At 40.6% G+C, this 16,896-nt stretch carries 21 protein-coding genes; 10 read left to right on the top strand and 11 right to left on the bottom strand.

Annotated elements, in window-relative coordinates; translation table 11 throughout:
* The first annotated feature begins 1 nt into the window (after position 1).
* The 4 genes from RWO85_RS02780 to pepF all read left to right on the top strand — a co-directional run bounded on the left by RWO85_RS02780 (position 2) and on the right by pepF (position 4,070).
* Positions 2 to 430 (top strand): NUDIX hydrolase, encoded by a 429-nt coding sequence (locus tag RWO85_RS02780; RefSeq protein ID WP_314413855.1) that lies wholly within the window; start codon positions 2 to 4, stop codon positions 428 to 430.
* 137 nt (positions 431 to 567) lie between these two features.
* Positions 568 to 1,518: a 50S ribosomal protein L11 methyltransferase gene (gene prmA / locus RWO85_RS02775; RefSeq protein ID WP_314413934.1), complete on the top strand. Its 951-nt coding sequence runs from the start codon at positions 568 to 570 to the stop codon at positions 1,516 to 1,518.
* A gap of 1 nt (position 1,519) precedes the next feature.
* Positions 1,520 to 2,263, top strand: a complete 744-nt coding sequence (locus RWO85_RS02770) for a 16S rRNA (uracil(1498)-N(3))-methyltransferase (protein WP_314413853.1) — start codon at positions 1,520 to 1,522, stop codon at positions 2,261 to 2,263.
* 10 nt (positions 2,264 to 2,273) lie between these two features.
* The gene (gene pepF / locus RWO85_RS02765) at positions 2,274 to 4,070 is read left to right on the top strand and encodes an oligoendopeptidase F (RefSeq protein WP_314413851.1); all 1,797 of its coding nucleotides are present in this window, start codon (positions 2,274 to 2,276) and stop codon (positions 4,068 to 4,070) included.
* A 167-nt stretch (positions 4,071 to 4,237) separates the two neighbouring features.
* Here pepF and RWO85_RS02760 read toward each other — a convergent pair whose 3' ends face one another.
* Positions 4,238 to 4,627, bottom strand: a complete 390-nt coding sequence (locus RWO85_RS02760) for a nuclear transport factor 2 family protein (RefSeq protein ID WP_314413849.1) — start codon at positions 4,625 to 4,627, stop codon at positions 4,238 to 4,240.
* 149 nt (positions 4,628 to 4,776) lie between these two features.
* Here RWO85_RS02760 and RWO85_RS02755 point away from each other — a divergent pair, with 149 nt between their 5' ends.
* The 3 genes from RWO85_RS02755 (at position 4,777) to RWO85_RS02745 (ending at position 6,692) form a co-directional block, all read left to right on the top strand.
* Complete coding sequence (locus tag RWO85_RS02755; RefSeq protein ID WP_314413847.1) at positions 4,777 to 5,109, top strand: helix-turn-helix domain-containing protein; 333 nt, start codon at positions 4,777 to 4,779, stop codon at positions 5,107 to 5,109.
* 11 nt (positions 5,110 to 5,120) lie between these two features.
* Entirely contained in the window at positions 5,121 to 5,912 is a 792-nt protein-coding gene (locus RWO85_RS02750; RefSeq protein WP_314413932.1) for a DUF2785 domain-containing protein, read from the top strand.
* Between the two features lie 111 nt (positions 5,913 to 6,023).
* On the top strand, positions 6,024 to 6,692 hold the full coding sequence (locus tag RWO85_RS02745) for an MIP/aquaporin family protein (protein WP_314413846.1): 669 nt from the start codon (positions 6,024 to 6,026) through the stop codon (positions 6,690 to 6,692).
* Positions 6,693 to 6,749: 57 nt separating this feature from the next.
* On the opposite strand, the gene queF is transcribed toward RWO85_RS02745, so the two are convergent.
* From queF to RWO85_RS02710, 7 genes are all read right to left on the bottom strand, one after another.
* Positions 6,750 to 7,241, bottom strand: coding sequence for a preQ(1) synthase (gene queF / locus RWO85_RS02740; protein ID WP_000082587.1), 492 nt, complete (start codon positions 7,239 to 7,241; stop codon positions 6,750 to 6,752).
* Between the two features lie 18 nt (positions 7,242 to 7,259).
* Positions 7,260 to 7,976, bottom strand: a complete 717-nt coding sequence (gene queE / locus RWO85_RS02735; protein WP_314413843.1) for a 7-carboxy-7-deazaguanine synthase QueE — start codon at positions 7,974 to 7,976, stop codon at positions 7,260 to 7,262.
* Positions 7,969 to 8,412, bottom strand: coding sequence for a 6-carboxytetrahydropterin synthase QueD (gene queD / locus RWO85_RS02730; protein ID WP_061759259.1), 444 nt, complete (start codon positions 8,410 to 8,412; stop codon positions 7,969 to 7,971). The genes queE and queD overlap by 8 nt, the downstream gene beginning before the upstream one ends.
* Complete coding sequence (queC, locus tag RWO85_RS02725) at positions 8,412 to 9,065, bottom strand: 7-cyano-7-deazaguanine synthase QueC (RefSeq protein WP_314413841.1); 654 nt, start codon at positions 9,063 to 9,065, stop codon at positions 8,412 to 8,414. The genes queD and queC overlap by 1 nt, the downstream gene beginning before the upstream one ends.
* Before the next feature lie 201 nt (positions 9,066 to 9,266).
* Positions 9,267 to 9,581: a thioredoxin gene (trxA, locus tag RWO85_RS02720; protein WP_001029581.1), complete on the bottom strand. Its 315-nt coding sequence runs from the start codon at positions 9,579 to 9,581 to the stop codon at positions 9,267 to 9,269.
* Positions 9,582 to 9,600: 19 nt separating this feature from the next.
* Positions 9,601 to 9,822 carry a DUF4649 family protein gene (locus RWO85_RS02715; RefSeq protein WP_000570255.1) on the bottom strand — a complete coding sequence of 74 codons (222 nt, stop codon included), beginning with the start codon at positions 9,820 to 9,822 and terminating at the stop codon, positions 9,601 to 9,603.
* Between the two features lie 99 nt (positions 9,823 to 9,921).
* Positions 9,922 to 10,302 carry a MarR family winged helix-turn-helix transcriptional regulator gene (locus RWO85_RS02710; protein ID WP_033676510.1) on the bottom strand — a complete coding sequence of 127 codons (381 nt, stop codon included), beginning with the start codon at positions 10,300 to 10,302 and terminating at the stop codon, positions 9,922 to 9,924.
* Positions 10,303 to 10,584: 282 nt separating this feature from the next.
* Here RWO85_RS02710 and RWO85_RS02705 point away from each other — a divergent pair, with 282 nt between their 5' ends.
* Both RWO85_RS02705 and RWO85_RS02700 read left to right on the top strand, forming a co-directional pair.
* Positions 10,585 to 10,959, top strand: coding sequence for a CidA/LrgA family protein (locus tag RWO85_RS02705; RefSeq protein ID WP_000781325.1), 375 nt, complete (start codon positions 10,585 to 10,587; stop codon positions 10,957 to 10,959).
* Complete coding sequence (locus RWO85_RS02700; RefSeq protein WP_314413838.1) at positions 10,956 to 11,651, top strand: LrgB family protein; 696 nt, start codon at positions 10,956 to 10,958, stop codon at positions 11,649 to 11,651. Before RWO85_RS02705 ends, RWO85_RS02700 begins: the two co-directional genes overlap by 4 nt.
* A gap of 51 nt (positions 11,652 to 11,702) precedes the next feature.
* Here the strand turns inward: RWO85_RS02700 and RWO85_RS02695 are convergent, their stop codons facing one another.
* The 3 genes from RWO85_RS02695 to RWO85_RS02685 form a co-directional block, all read right to left on the bottom strand.
* A complete protein-coding gene (locus RWO85_RS02695; protein WP_314413836.1) occupies positions 11,703 to 13,250 on the bottom strand; it encodes an ABC transporter ATP-binding protein in 1,548 nt (515 codons plus the stop codon).
* Between the two features lie 288 nt (positions 13,251 to 13,538).
* Positions 13,539 to 14,627, bottom strand: a complete 1,089-nt coding sequence (locus tag RWO85_RS02690; RefSeq protein ID WP_314413834.1) for an N-acetylmuramoyl-L-alanine amidase family protein — start codon at positions 14,625 to 14,627, stop codon at positions 13,539 to 13,541.
* 12 nt (positions 14,628 to 14,639) lie between these two features.
* A complete protein-coding gene (locus tag RWO85_RS02685) occupies positions 14,640 to 15,857 on the bottom strand; it encodes a caspase family protein (RefSeq protein WP_314413832.1) in 1,218 nt (405 codons plus the stop codon).
* A 53-nt stretch (positions 15,858 to 15,910) separates the two neighbouring features.
* Here RWO85_RS02685 and RWO85_RS02680 point away from each other — a divergent pair, with 53 nt between their 5' ends.
* Positions 15,911 to 16,774, top strand: coding sequence for a helix-turn-helix domain-containing protein (locus RWO85_RS02680; protein ID WP_314413830.1), 864 nt, complete (start codon positions 15,911 to 15,913; stop codon positions 16,772 to 16,774).
* Positions 16,775 to 16,896: the final 122 nt, after the last annotated feature.

Here is a 16,896-nt window from a genome sequence, read left to right as displayed (position 1 = left end):
TATGGAAATAGAGATTTCTGATTTCACAGGCTGTAAGATTGCTTTATTTTGTGGGGATAAGCTATTGACTATCTTACGCGATGATAAGGCAAGCATTCCCTGGCCCAATATGTGGGAACTTCCAGGCGGTGGACGTGAAGGTGATGAAAGTCCTTTTGAGTGCGTGGCGCGTGAAGTTTATGAAGAACTGGGAATTCATTTAGATGAAGACTGTCTGCTTTGGAGCAAGATTTATCCTAGCGTAATCTTTAAAGATAAGCAATCGGTCTTTATGGTTGGTCAGCTAAGACAAGAACAATTTGACAATATCATCTTCGGAGATGAAGGACAGGCTTATAAACTGATGTCTATTGAGGAATTTCTCAATTCTAAACAGGCAGTACCTCAGTTGCAAGAGAGATTAAAAGATTATTTAAAAGTAAGTGATTAGAAAGGATGGTTCAGTTACATTTCTAAACTGAACCCGCCCTAAACACGGTGCCAAAAAGATAAACTTCTCTTAGACACAAGCGTCTTCAGAGAGTTTCCTATTTTGGCTTTGTGTTTTACGGGCTTGGTATCTTAATGATGGAAACATGGCAAGAGTTAAAAGTTACAGTGAAGCGTGAGGGAGAGGAGTTGGTTTCCAATCTCTTGATCGAGCTGGGAGCGCAAGGCGTTGCGATTGAAGACAGCATGGACTATGTGGGAAATGTTGACCGCTTCGGCGAGATTTTCCCAGAGGTTGAGCAGCAAGAAGAAATCGTAGTGACAGCCTATTACCCTGATACGGTTGATGTAGCAACGGTTGAGTCAGATTTGCAGGCTCGTCTAGCAGAATTGACAGATTTTATGGATTTGGGTGAAGTCAAGATGGGGACGACTGCCTTGGCTGAGGAAGACTGGGCAGACAACTGGAAGAAATACTATGAACCTGCTCGCATCACTCATGATTTGACCATCGTGCCGTCGTGGACAGACTATGAGGCGACTGCTGGGGAAAAGATTATCAAGCTAGATCCTGGGATGGCTTTTGGTACTGGAACCCACCCAACTACCAAGATGAGCCTTTTTGCCTTGGAACAGGTTCTTCGTGGTGGCGAAACGGTGCTAGATGTGGGGACTGGTTCAGGGGTTCTCTCTATTGCTAGCTCGCTGCTTGGTGCTAAGGAAATTTTCGCCTATGACCTAGATGATGTGGCAGTTCGAGTTGCTCAGGAAAATATTGAGCTCAACCCTGGCATGGAAAACATCCATGTAGCAGCAGGAGACTTGCTTAAGGGAGTTGAGATTGAGGCAGATGTGATTGTAGCTAATATCTTAGCGGATATCCTGATTCATCTGACGGAGGATGCCTATCGCTTGGTCAAGGACGAAGGTTACCTGATCATGAGTGGGATTATCAAGGATAAATGGGATATGGTGCGTGAGTCGGCTGAGTCAGCTGGATTTTTCCTTGAAACCCATATGATTCAAGGGGAATGGAATGCCTGTGTTTTCAAAAAGACTAAGGATATTTCGGGTGTGATTGGAGCCTAGCATGCAGCAGTATTTTGTCAAAGGCAGTGCTATCTCTCCTGTCACTATCGAGGACAAGGAAACCAGCAAGCATATGTTTCAGGTTATGCGCTTGAAAGAAGATGACCATGTTACCTTGGTCTTTGATGATGGAATTAAGCGCTTGGCGCGTGTGCTGGATGTGGAAGCTCGTCAGTTTGAGTTGGTTGAAGAGTTAGCTGACAATGTAGAGCTACCAGTCCAAGTGACCATCGCATCTGGATTTCCTAAGGGAGATAAGCTGGAGTTCATTACTCAAAAAGTGACGGAGCTAGGAGCCAGTAAAATCTGGGCCTTTCCTGCCGATTGGTCGGTTGCCAAATGGGATGGCAAGAAATTGGGTAAAAAGGTTGAAAAACTAGAAAAAATCGCCCTTGGAGCAGCAGAACAAAGCAAGCGAAATCGTATCCCAAGTATCCAGCTTTTTGAAAAGAAAGCAGACTTTCTAGCTCAACTGGACCAGTTTGACTCTATCGTAGTGGCTTATGAAGAGTCGGCCAAAGAAGGAGAAGCTGCTGAGCTTTTACAAGCAGTCGCTGGTCTTGAAAAAGGAGCCAAACTGCTCTTTATCTTTGGTCCAGAAGGCGGCCTGTCACCTGCAGAAATTGAAAGTTTTGAAGCTAAGGGAGCAATCTTGGCAGGTCTTGGTCCTCGCATTTTACGAGCAGAAACAGCACCACTTTACGCTTTATCAGCCCTTAGTGTTTTATTAGAATTAGAGAAATAAGAGGAAGAAAATGGAACAAAAACACCGTTCAGAATTTCCAGAGAAGGAACTTTGGGATTTAACAGCCCTATACCAAGATCATGAGGATTTCTTGCGTGCAATTGAGAAGGCTCGCGAAGACATCAATCAATTTAGCCGTGACTACAAGGGTAATCTTCATACTTTTGAGGATTTTGAAAAGGCATTTGAGGAATTGGAACAAATCTATATTCAGATGAGCCATATTGGAAACTATGGTTTTATGCCGCAGACGACAGACTATAGCAATGAAGAATTTGCTAATATTGCCCAAGCTGGTATGGAATTTGAAACAGATGCCAGTGTAGCCTTGACCTTTTTTGACGATGCTTTGGTGGAAGCTGATGAGAAAGTCTTGGACCGTTTGGGTGAATTACCTCATTTGATGGCGGCCATCCGTCAGGCCAAAATCAAAAAAGCCCACTATCTAGGGGCTGATGTGGAGAAGGCCTTGACCAATCTTGGTGAAGTTTTCTACAGTCCGCAGGATATTTACACTAAGATGCGAGCTGGGGATTTTGAAATGGCTGACTTTGAAGCCCATGGCAAGACCTACAAAAACAGCTTTGTGACCTATGAGAATTTCTACCAAAACCACGAGGATGCTGAGGTTCGTGAGAAATCTTTCCGTTCCTTCTCAGAAGGACTTCGTAAGCACCAAAATACGGCTGCAGCAGCCTATCTAGCCCAAGTCAAGTCTGAAAAACTCTTGGCTGATATGAAGGGCTACGACTCCGTCTTTGATTATCTTCTGGCTGAGCAGGAAGTGGATCGTGCCATGTTTGACCGCCAGATTGACCTCATCATGAAGGATTTTGCGCCAGTTGCTCAGAGATACCTCAAGCATGTTGCCAAGGTAAATGGTCTTGAAAAGATGACCTTTGCAGACTGGAAATTGGATTTGGACAGCGCCCTGAATCCTCAAGTGAGCATTGATGATGCCTATGATTTGGTCATGAAGTCTGTAGAACCTTTGGGACAAGAATATTGTCAGGAAGTTGCTCGCTATCAAGAAGAGCGCTGGGTGGACTTCGCTGCCAATAGTGGGAAGGATTCTGGTGGTTATGCGGCGGATCCATATCGCGTGCACCCTTATGTCCTCATGAGCTGGACAGGTCGTTTGAGCGATGTCTATACCTTGATTCATGAAATCGGACATTCTGGTCAATTCATCTTCTCAGATAATCATCAGAGCTACTTTAATGCCCACATGTCTACTTACTATGTCGAAGCACCGTCAACCTTCAATGAATTGCTTCTCAGTGATTACTTAGAGAACCAGTCTGACGACCCACGTCAAAAACGCTTCGCTCTGGCTCACCGCTTGACAGACACCTACTTCCATAATTTCATCACCCATCTCTTGGAAGCAGCCTTCCAGCGTAAGGTTTATACATTGATTGAAGAAGGAGAAACCTTTGGAGCAAGCAAACTCAACAGCATTATGAAGGAAGTCTTGACAGACTTTTGGGGAGATGCCATTGAGATTGACGACGATGCGGCTCTGACTTGGATGCGCCAAGCTCACTACTATATGGGTTTGTATAGCTACACTTACTCTGCTGGTCTTGTTATCTCTACTGCGGGTTACCTTCATTTGAAACATTCCGAAACTGGAGCTGAAGACTGGCTCAATCTCCTCAAATCAGGTGGCAGCAAGACACCACTTGAGTCAGCCATGATTATCGGTGCTGATATTTCAACAGACAAACCACTCCGTGATACCATCCAGTTCTTGTCAGACACAGTTGACCAGATTATTGCCTACAGTGCCCAGTTGGGAGAGTAAATTAAAAGAGTCTGGGACAAAAGTCTAACCTTAAATATAAAAAGCGAACAAAACGAGTTATCTGACACTCAGAATTCTGTCTTGTTCGCTTTTTTTCTAATCTATCGATTTTAAAAATTTATAATAAAGAATTCTAAAATCAAAATTTTTTGTCCTAGCCTCTTAAATTATCCCCAAAAGCTATCTTCTTCAGCTTGATCTGAAGAGAAGAGCCAAACTTCTTTGATTTTTCCGTCTTCAATACGGAAGAGGTCAATCCCGTTCATATTGAGTTCAGTACCATCAGCACGTGTTCCAAGAAAAGTAACATTGGCTGCGATTAAATCCTTATTGTCAGAAACCCAATTTGTTATCACCTTAAAGGTTCCATTAGTTTTCTCAGCAAATGTAGCCAAGTGAGGTCCTAGTTTGTCCTTACCAACAACTGTACCAGATATACTATGAGTACCAGGTTGATGCCAGACAATATCGTCTGCCATCGTTTCAAAGACACCAGGAAAGTCACCAGCAATTAAAGCTTGGTTATAAGCATTGAAAATTTCTAAGTTTGTTGACATATCTATTCTCCATTTCTTTTTTATGATATAATTGTAACAGTTACAAACAAAAAAACAAGTAGATACTTTTTTGATAGCTAGTATCAAAAGTAGTACTTTTACTGATACTAAAAGATAAATTTTTTTAAAAAATAGAAAGAAGATATTTTATGACAAATAAAGTGAGTGAGTATGGTATTTGTCCATTTGAGACAACTCAGAGGGTTTTAACGGGGAAATGGGCACTGGTAATCATTTATCAGTTGAGTACGGGTACCAAACGATTTAAAGAATTGCAGAGATTATTGCCTGGGATTACTCAAACTATTTTGACCCGTCATCTCCGTCAATTAGAAAAGGATAAGATTGTTCAACGAAAGGTCTATGCCGAAGTTCCACCACGAGTTGAGTACAGCTTAACTGAAGTGGGGCAGGAATTCAGAGTTGTTTTAGATGCTGTCGAGAAATGGGGTCTAGATTATATCAAGTTGCTAGAAATGTAGAGGTATTGACCATGTATCAAAAGTTACTAAGAAAAATAGCAGAAGAAAAACCAAGTTATCATGAGGAAGAAATCCAGTGGTTGCTTGATTATTTGGGAGATTCTTCTCCAGAAATTCGCGATGAGCTTGTTTTTACAAGCTTTGCTAGAGGAATTCAGGAAGAGCTATTTACACAGGAACAATTTCATTTCATTGCTGAGGTGGTGTCAGCTGATGGAGGACTAGATAAAGAAATTGATAAGGTAGGCCTGTCAACCCTTGAACGTTCTTTTAGGGCGCTTATTTATGCAAATCTCTTGTCTGCGGATGCCAACAAGCAATCGATTTTTTATCAGGAATTAAATGCAGAAATTCGTAATGTCCTTTTAAATCAAGGTTTGTACTATCTTTCAAAAGAAAAAGACACGACAGGTTTTTCAAGCCAGTATGGTTGGGTTCACGCTTTTGCACATGGAGCCGATTTACTGACAGAGGTGGTTTGTCATCCAAACTTTCCTAAAAACAGAGTTCATGAAGTATTTGAGATACTTGGTCAATTATTTAAAAGAATTCCCATTCGTTTTACAGATGATGAAGATTGGCGTTTAGCCAGAGTGATCTATGAACCTATTTTACAAGGGAAGTTGGAGCAAGAGCAAGTAGCTTCTTGGATAAAAGCTGTTGACTTTCCGATAGAAGAAAGGGAAGATTTTTATAAATTTTCCAACTTCAGATCTTGTCTGTTGGAAGTTTATGTCCAACTTGACCAGAGAAATAGTTTACAAGATGACTTGAAAGAAGCTATCCAGTCTTTTCAATACTAAGAACAAGTGAGTTGTTTCATGATTTTCAAGAAAATTTCCAATCAATTTTCTTGAAACCCTTTCCCTCTTTTGATAGACTAGTATCTAGTTTTTGAAAAAAGGAGAAAGAAAATGAAAAAATTTGTCGCTGAGTTAATCGGTACGTTCATGCTTGTGTTCGTTGGGACAGGAGCTGTTGTTTTTGGAAATGGTCTTGAAGGCCTTGGTCACCTAGGAATCGCCTTTGCCTTTGGTTTGGCAATCGTGGTTGCAGCTTACTCAATCGGAACTATTTCAGGTGCTCACTTGAACCCAGCTGTTTCGATCGCTATGTTTGTAAACAAACGTTTGTCATCTTCAGAGCTTGTAAACTACATCCTTGGGCAAGTAGTTGGAGCTTTCTTAGCATCTGCTTCTGTCTTCTTCCTCTTGACTAACTCAGGTATGTCAACTGCTAGTCTTGGTGAAAACGCCTTGGCAAACGGTGTCACTGTCTTTGGTGGTTTCTTGTTTGAAACAATCGCAACCTTCTTGTTTGTCTTAGTTATCATGACCGTGACTTCAGAAAGTAAGGGAAATGGCGCGATTGCTGGTTTGGTAATTGGTTTGTCCTTGATGGCGATGATTCTTGTGGGATTGAACATTACTGGACTTTCAGTAAACCCAGCTCGTAGCTTGGCACCAGCTGTATTGGTTGGTGGTGCAGCCCTTCAACAAGTTTGGATTTTCATCCTTGCCCCAATCGTTGGTGGTGTTCTTGCAGCCCTTGTTGCTAAAAACTTCCTTGGAACAGAAGAATAATTGAAACTCAAAAAGCCTTGCTCCTCATTTTGAGGAACAGGGCTTTTTCGTATGAGTTTAGCGGTTGTCAATTTTCTCTGGATAAAGGTCGTGTTGGAAGAGGCGTTGTTCTGCCAAGCCTTCATACTTAGTTCCTGGCTTACCGTAGTTGTAGTAGGGGTCGATTGAAATGCCACCACGCGGAGTGAATTTTCCCCAGACCTCTAAATAGCGAGGGTCTAGCAAGTTGACCAAGTCTTTCCCGATGGTGTTGATACAGTTTTCGTGGAAATCTCCATGGTTTCGGTAACTAAAGAGGTAGAGTTTGAGGGATTTTGACTCAACACAGAGCTTGTCAGGAATGTAGGAAATATAAATCGTTGCAAAGTCTGGCTGAGCAGTGATTGGGCAAAGTGAGGTAAATTCAGGACAGTTAAATTTAATAAAATAGTCATTTTCCACATGACGATTGTCAAAGGATTCGAGGACTTCTGGTTGATATTCGAAAATGTAGTTGGTTTCTTTGTTGCCTAGTAGGCTGAGGTTTTTCATTTCTTCTTGTTGTGACATGATTTTTTCTTTCTAATCTTAAACACCACGTTGGTTGTCGTAGAGGAGGGTATGGAGTTGAGGAAGGACGCGGACATTGCCCCAGCTATCGTCAGTAGCGACTCGTTCCCAGAGTTCTTTGAGACGGTCCAGTTGGTCTTGGACAATATTGCCTGTAGCCCTGGGCTCAGGATTTCCAGCTGATAAGAAAAGGACATCTGGTTGGTAGCGCTCCTGAATCCCTTTGGCAAAGGCCAAATCGGCATCGTCAAAGACAGGGATTTTAAAGGTGACCTTGTCAGGGTCCAGTTGGGAAACGATAAAGTCCAAGGTCTCAAAGTTGACTTCCATCTTGGATGAAGGAGGTTTGGGGCTCAGAGTGACTTGGTCGATGTCTTTCAACCAATTTTGCCAGCGGGAGCCTTGGGTCTCAACAGCAAGAGTGACACCACGTTCCTTGAGTTTAGTGACGAGTTCAGCCATGTTGGCTGCTAGGATAGCAGGATTTCCCCCAGATAGGGTGACATAGTCGTAGCTCCCCAATTTATCCAAGGCAGCAATGACCTCGTCAGCTGTCATACGAGTTGGTTTTTCAGAGCCATCCCAAGTAAAGGCAGAATCGCACCAGTCGCAGTGGTAGTCGCAACCAGCAGTGCGGACAAACATGGTTTTCTGCCCGATAGCACGACCTTCGCCTTGAAAGGTTGGGCCAAAAATTTCTAGAACTGGTAGTTTGAGGACACGTTCCCTAGTCATCTAACCACTCCCGTCTAAACTCTGCAAAGGCAGTCGGAGTCTCATAGAGGCGAACATATTCCAAACGGAGACCACGTTCGTCAGGCAACTCTTGGTTCATGGTTTGAAAAATCCAGTAAACCATATTTTCAGCAGTCGTGTTCATATAGGGAAGAGTTTCATTGAGATAGCGATGATCCAAGTGGGGCTCTAAGTAGTTTTTGTAGATCGCTTTGATATCTCCAAAATCGTAGGTCATGCCACGTTCATCTAAAAATCCACTGACAGCAATCTGCAAATGATAGGTATGACCGTGTAGGGATTTGCATTTTCCCTCATAGTGAAAGAGGTGGTGGGCAGCATCAAAGGTAAATTCTTTTGACACCAAGGTTCTGTGAGAATTGTAGACCAGAGACTCCCCAGTTTCCTGTTTGATTTCTTTGGGTGCAAAAAACATTAGGCCTCTCCTTTCTGTGAGAGATAAACATCTAGACCATGCTGACGTAGGTGGCAGGCTGGGCAATCTCCACAGCCGCTCCCGATAATTCCGTTGTAGCAGGTTAAGGTCTTTTCACGAACATAGTCAAAGGCACCGAGTTGGTCAGCTAACTCCCAAGTTTCAGCCTTGTCTAGCCACATGAGAGGTGTTTGGATAACAAAGTCGTAATCCATAGCAAGGTTGAGGGTGACATTGAGGGATTTGACAAAAACATCTCGACAATCGGGGTAGCCTGAGAAGTCTGTCTCGCAGACACCTGTCACGATGTCTTTAATGCCCCGTTGCTTGGCAAGAACTGCTGCAAAGGATAGAAAGAGGTGGTTGCGACCATCAACGAAGGTATTGGGAATCTCCCCCTCTTTTTGTTCAATTTCCAGATCAGAGGTCAGGGCATTTTCAGTGATTTGTCCCAGCAGAGACATATCTAAGATATGATGACGAATCCCCTGGTCCTCAGCGATTTCTCTAGCGACTTGAATTTCCAGATGATGGCGTTGGCCGTAGGCAAAGGTAACGGCTTCGACCGTTTCATAGTGTTCTTTAGCCCAAAAGAGGCAGGTTGTAGAATCTTGACCGCCACTAAAGACGACCAAGGCTGATTGACGTTTCATAGTACTCCTTCCAAAATGGGAAATGTTCAGAGCACGCAAAAAGCTCCCTTGAGGGAGCTAAAAAATACCAAGTAGAGGTTTTTTTTAGCGATGGCATGTCCCAAACATCGTAATATTCTACTTATAGTCTAGCATATTTTTTGAAAAATGGCAAAGGGCAAGAAAAAAGAGACCAAAGAAAGTACTTGGTCTCTAGTGTGATTAGCTCAATTCAGCAACGATGGCCTTGATTTGTTCTGCTGTGTGAACACCAGCAACTTGTTTTACCACTTGGCCGTCTTTTTTGAAGAGAAGAGTTGGGATAGACATGATTCCAAAAGCACGAGCTGTGTTTGGATTTTCATCAACGTCCATTTTAACGATTTTCAAGACATCTTCTGAAAGTTCTTCAGACAATTTATCCAAGATTGGACCTTGCATACGACATGGACCACACCAAGTTGCCCAGAAGTCTACCAAGACCAAACCGTCTTTAGTTTCTTGTTCAAATGTTGCATCTGTAATTGCTTTTGCCATTGTATTTCTCCTTTTTTATTTAGTTATATTGGCTTAAATCTTGTTTCTTGAGATAGAAGAAGATATCTCCATAAGTCCCATGGTAGTCCAAATCATGACCGTTGTAAGTCAATTTTTGAACAGGGTAGTAGTCTGCGACGCCGATAAGGCAAGCTTGTTGTGAACGATCAAAGTCTTCATAAGACTCGAAAGTCACAGTTCTTTCGTTCTTGCTGGCATCTAGATAGGTAATTTCAATCATGTTTAAAACTCCTTTGTTTAATGATGATTTTATTTTACTCCTTGTAAAAGAGAATGTCAAGAAAAATGATTGCGCACGCAACTTTTTTCTAAAATCATCTTAAATCAAGAAATCCAAACCAGTTTCCAAGCTTTCTTCAACAGCCTTTTGTAGTGTGGCCAGTGTCTTTTGCCCATCACCTGTCAGGCAGATAAAGCTAGAGCGTCGATCTTGATCACAACACCTGCGACTAAGTAGACCACAATTTTTGGCTTCCAAGCGAGCCACCATCCGAGAAACAGCGCTCGGGCTCAGATGAAGCTTATCTGGCAGATCAATCTGGCGTAGAGATTTTTCTTGAGCCAAGTCCAGATAGTAGAGGAGGTAAAACTCTTTCAAAGTCAGACTTTGCTCGCTCTGCTGAGCAATTGTCTCTTCCAAGAGACTTTCAATTTCTTTTTGACGACGATTGAAGTCAAACCATTTTTCCAAGTAGGTCATAGTATCTCCTTTCTTTTTAGAGTTATAAATAGAAGAAAGTCCATTCACGGACAGTCTCTGTATCACAAGATGATTGCGCATGCAATAATTATACTACTTTTCAAGAAAGCTGGCAAGAAGGACGCTGGCATCTTTTATCCTAAATCATGCCTGTTTTCACAAGTCAAGAATTGTTTGTATCCCCTTTCCTATCTAATTTTTAATGACTCTTGTGCATTTCCTTGAAATTTTCTGAAAAAAGAGTAAACTGGTATGCAAGAAGTCTATTTCGTGGAGTTTAGGATGAAATTATATGTTCAATTAATGATTCTCTTTGTGATTTCTCTAATCGGAGAGGGGATTTCCAGTTTCTTTCATTTGCCTATCCCAGGCAGTATTATCGGTTTGATTATTCTCTTTCTAGCCCTACAATTCAAGTGGCTGAGAACTAGGCATGTCAACATGGTCGGGAATTTCTTGCTGGCGAATATGACTATTCTCTTTTTGCCGCCAGCAGTGGGAATCATGGAGAAGTTTGATGTGATTGCTCCCTATCTTTTGCCCATTGTTTTGATTGTCTTTTTTGCAGCAGTCATCAATATTATCCTCATAGCCTTGGTGGTTCAGTTTATCAAACGACGGTTTGAAGGAGATTATGAGAAAGGAGATGCCAAATGAGTGAATTTGTTTCCAATCCCCTGTTTGGGCTTGCCCTGTCTATCTTAGCCTATCTAGTAGGAATGCTGATTTACAGACGTTTTCCCCATCCTTTGACAACGCCCTTGCTTTTGTCAGCTGTTTTCATTATCATTTTTCTAAAAGTGACAGGTATTTCTTACCAAGATTACTACCAAGGTGGGATTTATTTGAATAATTTGATTGTCCCATCGACCGTTGCTCTAGGAATTCCCCTTTATAAGAGTTTTCACTTGATGAAGCACCATGCTCGCAGTATTCTCTTTGGTAGTCTGCTAGCGGTAGTGGTCAATACCTCTTTCACAGCCCTTGTGGCTAAGATTTTTGGAATGGACTTTTTCCTAGCCATTTCTCTCTTTCCTAAGTCAGTAACAACCGCCATGGCAGTGGGAATCACAGAAAAATTGCAAGGTTTGACGACTGTGACCTTGGTCGTTGTTGTGGCAACTGGGATTTTAACCAGTGTGATCGGCCCAACCCTTTTAAAGTGGTTGAAAATTGACGATCCAGTAGCTGTTGGTCTTTCCCTCGGTGGAACAGGTCACGCAGTCGGAACAGGAACAGCCTTCCGATACGGCTCTGTAGCAGGAGCTATGGGTGGTTTGGCTATCGGTGTTACCGGTATTCTCTATGTCTTTGTCAGCCCTATCGTAGCTAGTTTGATATTGAGTTAAAAAGCAAGGAAATCGAGTTCCTTGCTTTTTCAAATCGTATGTTATAGACTATTACTTTTCTCTGCTTAAGTGAATGACTTGGTCATAGTGTTTTAAGTCTTCTTCCGTGTAGTGATGAATGACTTCAATGACTGTCTGAGGTAGGGAGAAGAGCAAGTCGCTAATTTTTCTGCTATTTTCCGAGTCAAGATTGGCCTTAATCTCATCTGCTAAGATGAGTTGGCTATCATGGCAGAGGGCGCGAGCGATTTCAAGGCGTTGTTTCTCGCCACCAGATAGACTGTCATTGCTAAGTGTTCGATTTTTCAAATGTTCTAATCCTGTTTTTTTGAGGATGTAAGTTAAACGTTCCTCCTTTTTATCCAGTCCTAGAAGGATATTGTCGTCCAGAGAGAGCGTGTCAAAGTAATGGCTATCTTGGAGGATATAGGAACTAAGACTTGTGATTTCTTGACGTGACAGGTTTTGACCAGCAAAGCCAATCCGTCCACTTGTCGGTGTCTCTTCTCCATGGATGATATTGAGCAGGGTTGTTTTACCAGAGCCACTTTCCCCAATAATGGCGATTTTTTCTCCTTGCTTGATGTGTATGGAAATCGGAGACAGGAGGATGTTTCCATCTTTTTCCAAGTAGATGGTCTCAAGTTGGATAGGGAAAATGTTTTCTATGCTTCTAGGCGAGATGGAGTCAGACTGACCCAAAAGTTTTTGGTATTTGTTGAGAAGACTTCGAGTCGCTTTTCGGGTATTGGTAAAGTAGGCTAGCTCTTGAAATTGATAGCCAATATTATGGGAAACCAGATAGATGGCCACAAAACTCGCCGCATCTAAATAATTATAGTAGGTCATAAAGCCACCGATGACGATTGGTGTGACGGAGCAAAAGGCATCGATGCTATTGATCAAGAGACTGTTTAAAGTTCGTTGCTTTTCATAGTTAATTTCGGTATCTAGACTGGTTTGTAATTGCTTTTGATAGCGAGCAAAAAAGTAGTCTTGCCCCTGATAATGGCGAATTTGTTGGCTACCGCCAATAAAATTTGTCAAGCTTGCTAAGTAGTTTTGGTTAACAGTGGACCGCTTTTCAGAAAGTGAATCCAAACGCTTGGATCCGATAGCACTGCAGAGTACAGGAAAGGAGTAGAAGAGGATGAAAATCAAGCCCAGGTAAAAATTGCTCCACAGGGCATAGAGAATGGACACAGTTGTGAAGCCAAGAGAAGAAATGATGATAACCGTTGGCTCGATATAGCTTTCTTCTAGTTGCTTGACGTCGTTTTCTAGGTCAGACAAAATATCCTTTTCATCAATCTCATAACTGTTTAAAAATCGCTTGAAAATAGCACTCTTGATTCCATATTTGAAGTCAGTAATCAAACGGGCGTAGTAATAGCGTTTCCCAGCCAAACCTAGTAAGAGGATAAGATTACCAAGGATTCCTAGAATCAATACTTTCCAAAGAATGCCTAGCTCTTGATTGGTAAAACTAGCAACAATATTTTGAACAAGGGCTGGCGTGATAATCGCTTCCAGCCAAGTAATGGCAATAGAAAAGAAGTAAAGTACGAGGTGCTTCTTACTAACAAATCTTTTCAGCATAAAGAGTTGACCTCCTTATCGATATACATGTAATTAGTTTTAAAGTCATTATACTCCTTTTTATCAAATACTTCATATAAAAATGTAAATTTTGGGGGGATATACAATTAAATGAAAATATCGTAATGACACAGATTGAAACAAAAAGCGAACAAAACAGAATTTGTTGTTTCGATTCGCTTTTCGTATTATTATTATTATTATCATCTAGATTTTTCTTGTAGCTCTGATAACATTTAGTCTGAGCAGGTACACTAATAACTGATAGAATAAAATGTGTACTTTAGATTATTTCCAAGCGCCACTGGCATCTACATAGTAACCATCTGGTGTGTAGGTATTGTGAAGCATCTTACCAGTTGAATCAAGATAGTACCACTGACCGCCATCTTTGACCCAACCAGTCGTCATAGCACCTGAGTCTCTTAGGTAATACCAAGAGCCACTATCTTTGATCCAACCTGTCGCCATAGAACCTGAGTCTCTTAGGTAATACCAAGAGTGATTATCATATAGCCAGTCACTAGCAATCATAGCTCCTGATGATTTAAAGGCATACCAGTTGCCACCTTGATAGAACCAAGTTTGATTGAACATGACTCCTTTATCATTCATAAAGTACCAAGTTCCATTGTCCTTAACCCAAGCGTTCTGCACTAATTGACCTTGTTTTTGATAGTACCAGGTTTCATCGTCACTATTTTTTCGATTTAGCCAGCTTTCTGCTTTTACAATCGGATAAAGTGTTCTGAAGGCTCCTCCCCCCTTGTAGGAATGACTGATAACTCCTGGTTTTACAAGTTTCATACCACCAGACTCCTCTGCCCAAGCAAAAACTTTTTGACCATTGACAGTCTCTGGTAAGGTGGCAGTATAAGTCTTGGTTTGATAGTCCCATTTGGTATCAAGGTAGGTGTATTGATCATTAGATTCTTTAATATGGTAGTAGCCTCTCTTTCCACCGTCATGATATACATCATCAACCACTTTAGTGGACCAGGTCTTCACCTCATTTCCGCTCTTGGCCTCTACCTTGATATCTCCTCTATAGCCATAAGGTACATAGAAATTCAGGTAACGTCCTTCTTCACCGATATTGGATCTATCCACTTCTTGAGCTAGGAAATTGACAGTCTGGTCTTGACCATCTAAAGTAACTTTCCACTCGATTTTCTCAGTTGTTGGCAAATCCAAGGCTTTGATATCTATGTCATGGCCATTGTTAAATCGAAGAATTTTACCATCTTGATATTGAACACCACCCTTAATACGCCATACCTCTTGTAGCTCAAAAGCTTTGGCAGATTGAGGAAGAATAAACATAGCCAACCCTGCCAATGACAAACTAAATAGTGTGATTTTTTGTGATATTTTCATTTTATGAACTCCTTATTTTTTGAATAAAACAAATTGACTGTTTTTTGGATAAACTGATACATGTTGCTCTTCGTGAATTTGTGATGCAGCTTGAAGGACTAGAGGATAAGAGTATTGATACAGTTCCTCTAAAGTAATTTTTCCGTTAGTATTGGTGTCTGCCATAGGCGAAATCATTCTATTTTGAAGTGGATCCCAACCTGTACCCATTGCCCAGTATCTAGTGGCAAGACTACCTACTCCGACTAAACTATACGATTCTTCACCCATACAAGAGGCACATAGTACGAGGAATTTAGAATCAAGCATTTCGCCATTCTTGCTTGCTAGATCTCCTGTTGAAAATCCTGCCAAAAATGCTTGTTCATCAAATCTTTCTTCAGACTTGGAGGCAACCTTTTTGTCTGGCTTACCTACATTTATAATTTTTCCTGAATAGCAACAATCCAGCATAACCACAAACTTACCTTTATATTGTTTCAGTAGAGATGCCAATTCCCATCCTGAAAATGTCTGACCATCGCTACCAATGGCTATCGTTCCATCTTCTCCACCATGACAGGTAAGGTAAAGATAGTTCACATCGCTTTCGCTAGAAGATTTGAAAAGTTCTTCCATTTTTGCAATAATCTCGGACTTAGTTTTATCTGGGAAACGAACAACTTCACTAAAGTTTTGGTTACTAAATACCTTTTCCATAGCATTAACATCTTCGATAGGTACTGCTCTCGTTGATGTTTCACCAAGAACTAAAGCCCGACGATTAATCGTTTGTCTTGCTCCACTATCAGCAAAGAAATAGGTATCGTCCCCAATGTTTTGCCAACCTGTCTGCATAGCACCACTAGTAGATAGATAATATTCGTTTCCACCGATAGTCTGTAGGCCAGTTTGCATGACACCGCTAGTATTTAAATAATACCAGTTCCCAGATTCTTTAATCCAACCTGTCTTCATCCAACCTTCACTATCAAAATAGTACCAGGTGCCATTTATTTGTTCCCATCCATTTGTAGTATAAGAACCATCAGAATGTTTATACCACCAACGGCTACCAGACTTTATCCAACTTCCACTTGACTTACTATAAGTTGTTTGAGAGGATGATTCTTGAGCAGAAACTGGACTATTTACTGCTAGTGTTGACACTAGGCTCAGTAAAGCAACTGATGACAATAAAATTTTTTCATAATCATATTGTCCTTTCTGTTTTATTTTTGATATAATCATATCATAAATAAAAAAACAGGTTTTATTTTTTGCAGAAATGGAAGAGGAATAGTATGGAAAATTTTGGAGCAGTTTTAAAGGATATTCGTATTTCAAAAAATTTTCGTCTTAAAGATTTGGCTTGTGATAAGATTAGTGAATCAACTATTTCTCGTTTCGAAAATGGGATTACCAAATTATCTATTGATCATTTTTATATTCTGTTAAATCGTCTTGGGATCTCATTTTCGGAATTTGAAGAATTAGTTCATTGCTATTATTCCAAAAAAGAATGCTTTTTTGAAGAATTAGAACATGCTGTGAACTCTTCAGATATCATTTTGTTACAAGAACTAATAAAGAAAATAGAGCTAAAACAAAAGCAGGAGAAAAGTTTATGCAATTATCACATAAAATTGATTGCTGAACAACAGATTAATCGGCTTGCAAACCTTCCTTACAATGCATCTAAATGTAATGAGCTAATCAAGTATTTGCTTTCTGTAGATAATTGGATGGAGTATGAACTGAAAATTTTCTATAATTCGGTGTTTTTTATGAATACTAAAACCATTAGCTTACTATATAGAGTGGTAATCAAGAAAACACGACATTTTTTAAAAACAGACATGGGAACACATAGAGTAATTCCTTTATATTTATTTAATTTAGAATTATTATTAAAAAATAATTTGTTAGATAGCGCTCAATTTTTTATAGATGATTTAGAAAATTTACTGACCAGACAAGGATATTATTTTGAAAAGACTTATTTGCTTTTTTTAAAAGGTATTTATCTCATAAAAACGAATCAAGTAGAGTTAGGTAAAAAAGAATGTTCCAAAGCTATGAAAATATGTAAGGAATATAATGATAGTGTCACAATAGAGAAATTAAACAAGACCTTTAAATCAGATTTTGTTATTTATACTCAATGAAAATCAAAGAGCAAACTAGGAAGCTAGCCGCAGGTTGCTCAAAACAGTGTTTTGAGGTTGTAGATAGAACTGACGAAGTCAGTAACATATATACGGCAAGGTGAAGCTGACGTAGTTTAAAT

Source organism: uncultured Streptococcus sp. (assembly GCF_963521865.1).
In the GTDB taxonomy this organism is placed as follows: Bacteria; Bacillota; Bacilli; order Lactobacillales; family Streptococcaceae; genus Streptococcus.
The sequence above is the reverse complement of the archived record's forward strand: the minus strand, read 5'-3'. Positions and strand labels throughout refer to the sequence as shown.

Coding starts and splice junctions, on each gene's coding strand:
- pepF (WP_314413851.1), top strand. CDS start 2,274: ATGGAACAAAAACACCGTTCAGAATTTCCAGAGAAGGAACTTTGGGAT.
- RWO85_RS02760 (WP_314413849.1), bottom strand. CDS start 4,627: ATGTCAACAAACTTAGAAATTTTCAATGCTTATAACCAAGCTTTAATT.
- queD (WP_061759259.1), bottom strand. CDS start 8,412: ATGTTTTTTGCACCCAAAGAAATCAAACAGGAAACTGGGGAGTCTCTG.
- RWO85_RS02755 (WP_314413847.1), top strand. CDS start 4,777: ATGACAAATAAAGTGAGTGAGTATGGTATTTGTCCATTTGAGACAACT.
- RWO85_RS02780 (WP_314413855.1), top strand. CDS start 2: ATGGAAATAGAGATTTCTGATTTCACAGGCTGTAAGATTGCTTTATTT.
- RWO85_RS02680 (WP_314413830.1), top strand. CDS start 15,911: ATGGAAAATTTTGGAGCAGTTTTAAAGGATATTCGTATTTCAAAAAAT.
- RWO85_RS02705 (WP_000781325.1), top strand. CDS start 10,585: ATGAAATTATATGTTCAATTAATGATTCTCTTTGTGATTTCTCTAATC.
- RWO85_RS02715 (WP_000570255.1), bottom strand. CDS start 9,822: ATGATTGAAATTACCTATCTAGATGCCAGCAAGAACGAAAGAACTGTG.
- RWO85_RS02710 (WP_033676510.1), bottom strand. CDS start 10,302: ATGACCTACTTGGAAAAATGGTTTGACTTCAATCGTCGTCAAAAAGAA.
- queE (WP_314413843.1), bottom strand. CDS start 7,976: ATGACTAGGGAACGTGTCCTCAAACTACCAGTTCTAGAAATTTTTGGC.
- RWO85_RS02750 (WP_314413932.1), top strand. CDS start 5,121: ATGTATCAAAAGTTACTAAGAAAAATAGCAGAAGAAAAACCAAGTTAT.
- trxA (WP_001029581.1), bottom strand. CDS start 9,581: ATGGCAAAAGCAATTACAGATGCAACATTTGAACAAGAAACTAAAGAC.
- RWO85_RS02770 (WP_314413853.1), top strand. CDS start 1,520: ATGCAGCAGTATTTTGTCAAAGGCAGTGCTATCTCTCCTGTCACTATC.
- prmA (WP_314413934.1), top strand. CDS start 568: ATGGAAACATGGCAAGAGTTAAAAGTTACAGTGAAGCGTGAGGGAGAG.
- RWO85_RS02700 (WP_314413838.1), top strand. CDS start 10,956: ATGAGTGAATTTGTTTCCAATCCCCTGTTTGGGCTTGCCCTGTCTATC.
- RWO85_RS02745 (WP_314413846.1), top strand. CDS start 6,024: ATGAAAAAATTTGTCGCTGAGTTAATCGGTACGTTCATGCTTGTGTTC.
- RWO85_RS02685 (WP_314413832.1), bottom strand. CDS start 15,857: ATGATTATATCAAAAATAAAACAGAAAGGACAATATGATTATGAAAAA.
- RWO85_RS02690 (WP_314413834.1), bottom strand. CDS start 14,627: ATGAAAATATCACAAAAAATCACACTATTTAGTTTGTCATTGGCAGGG.
- queC (WP_314413841.1), bottom strand. CDS start 9,065: ATGAAACGTCAATCAGCCTTGGTCGTCTTTAGTGGCGGTCAAGATTCT.
- RWO85_RS02695 (WP_314413836.1), bottom strand. CDS start 13,250: ATGCTGAAAAGATTTGTTAGTAAGAAGCACCTCGTACTTTACTTCTTT.
- queF (WP_000082587.1), bottom strand. CDS start 7,241: ATGTCACAACAAGAAGAAATGAAAAACCTCAGCCTACTAGGCAACAAA.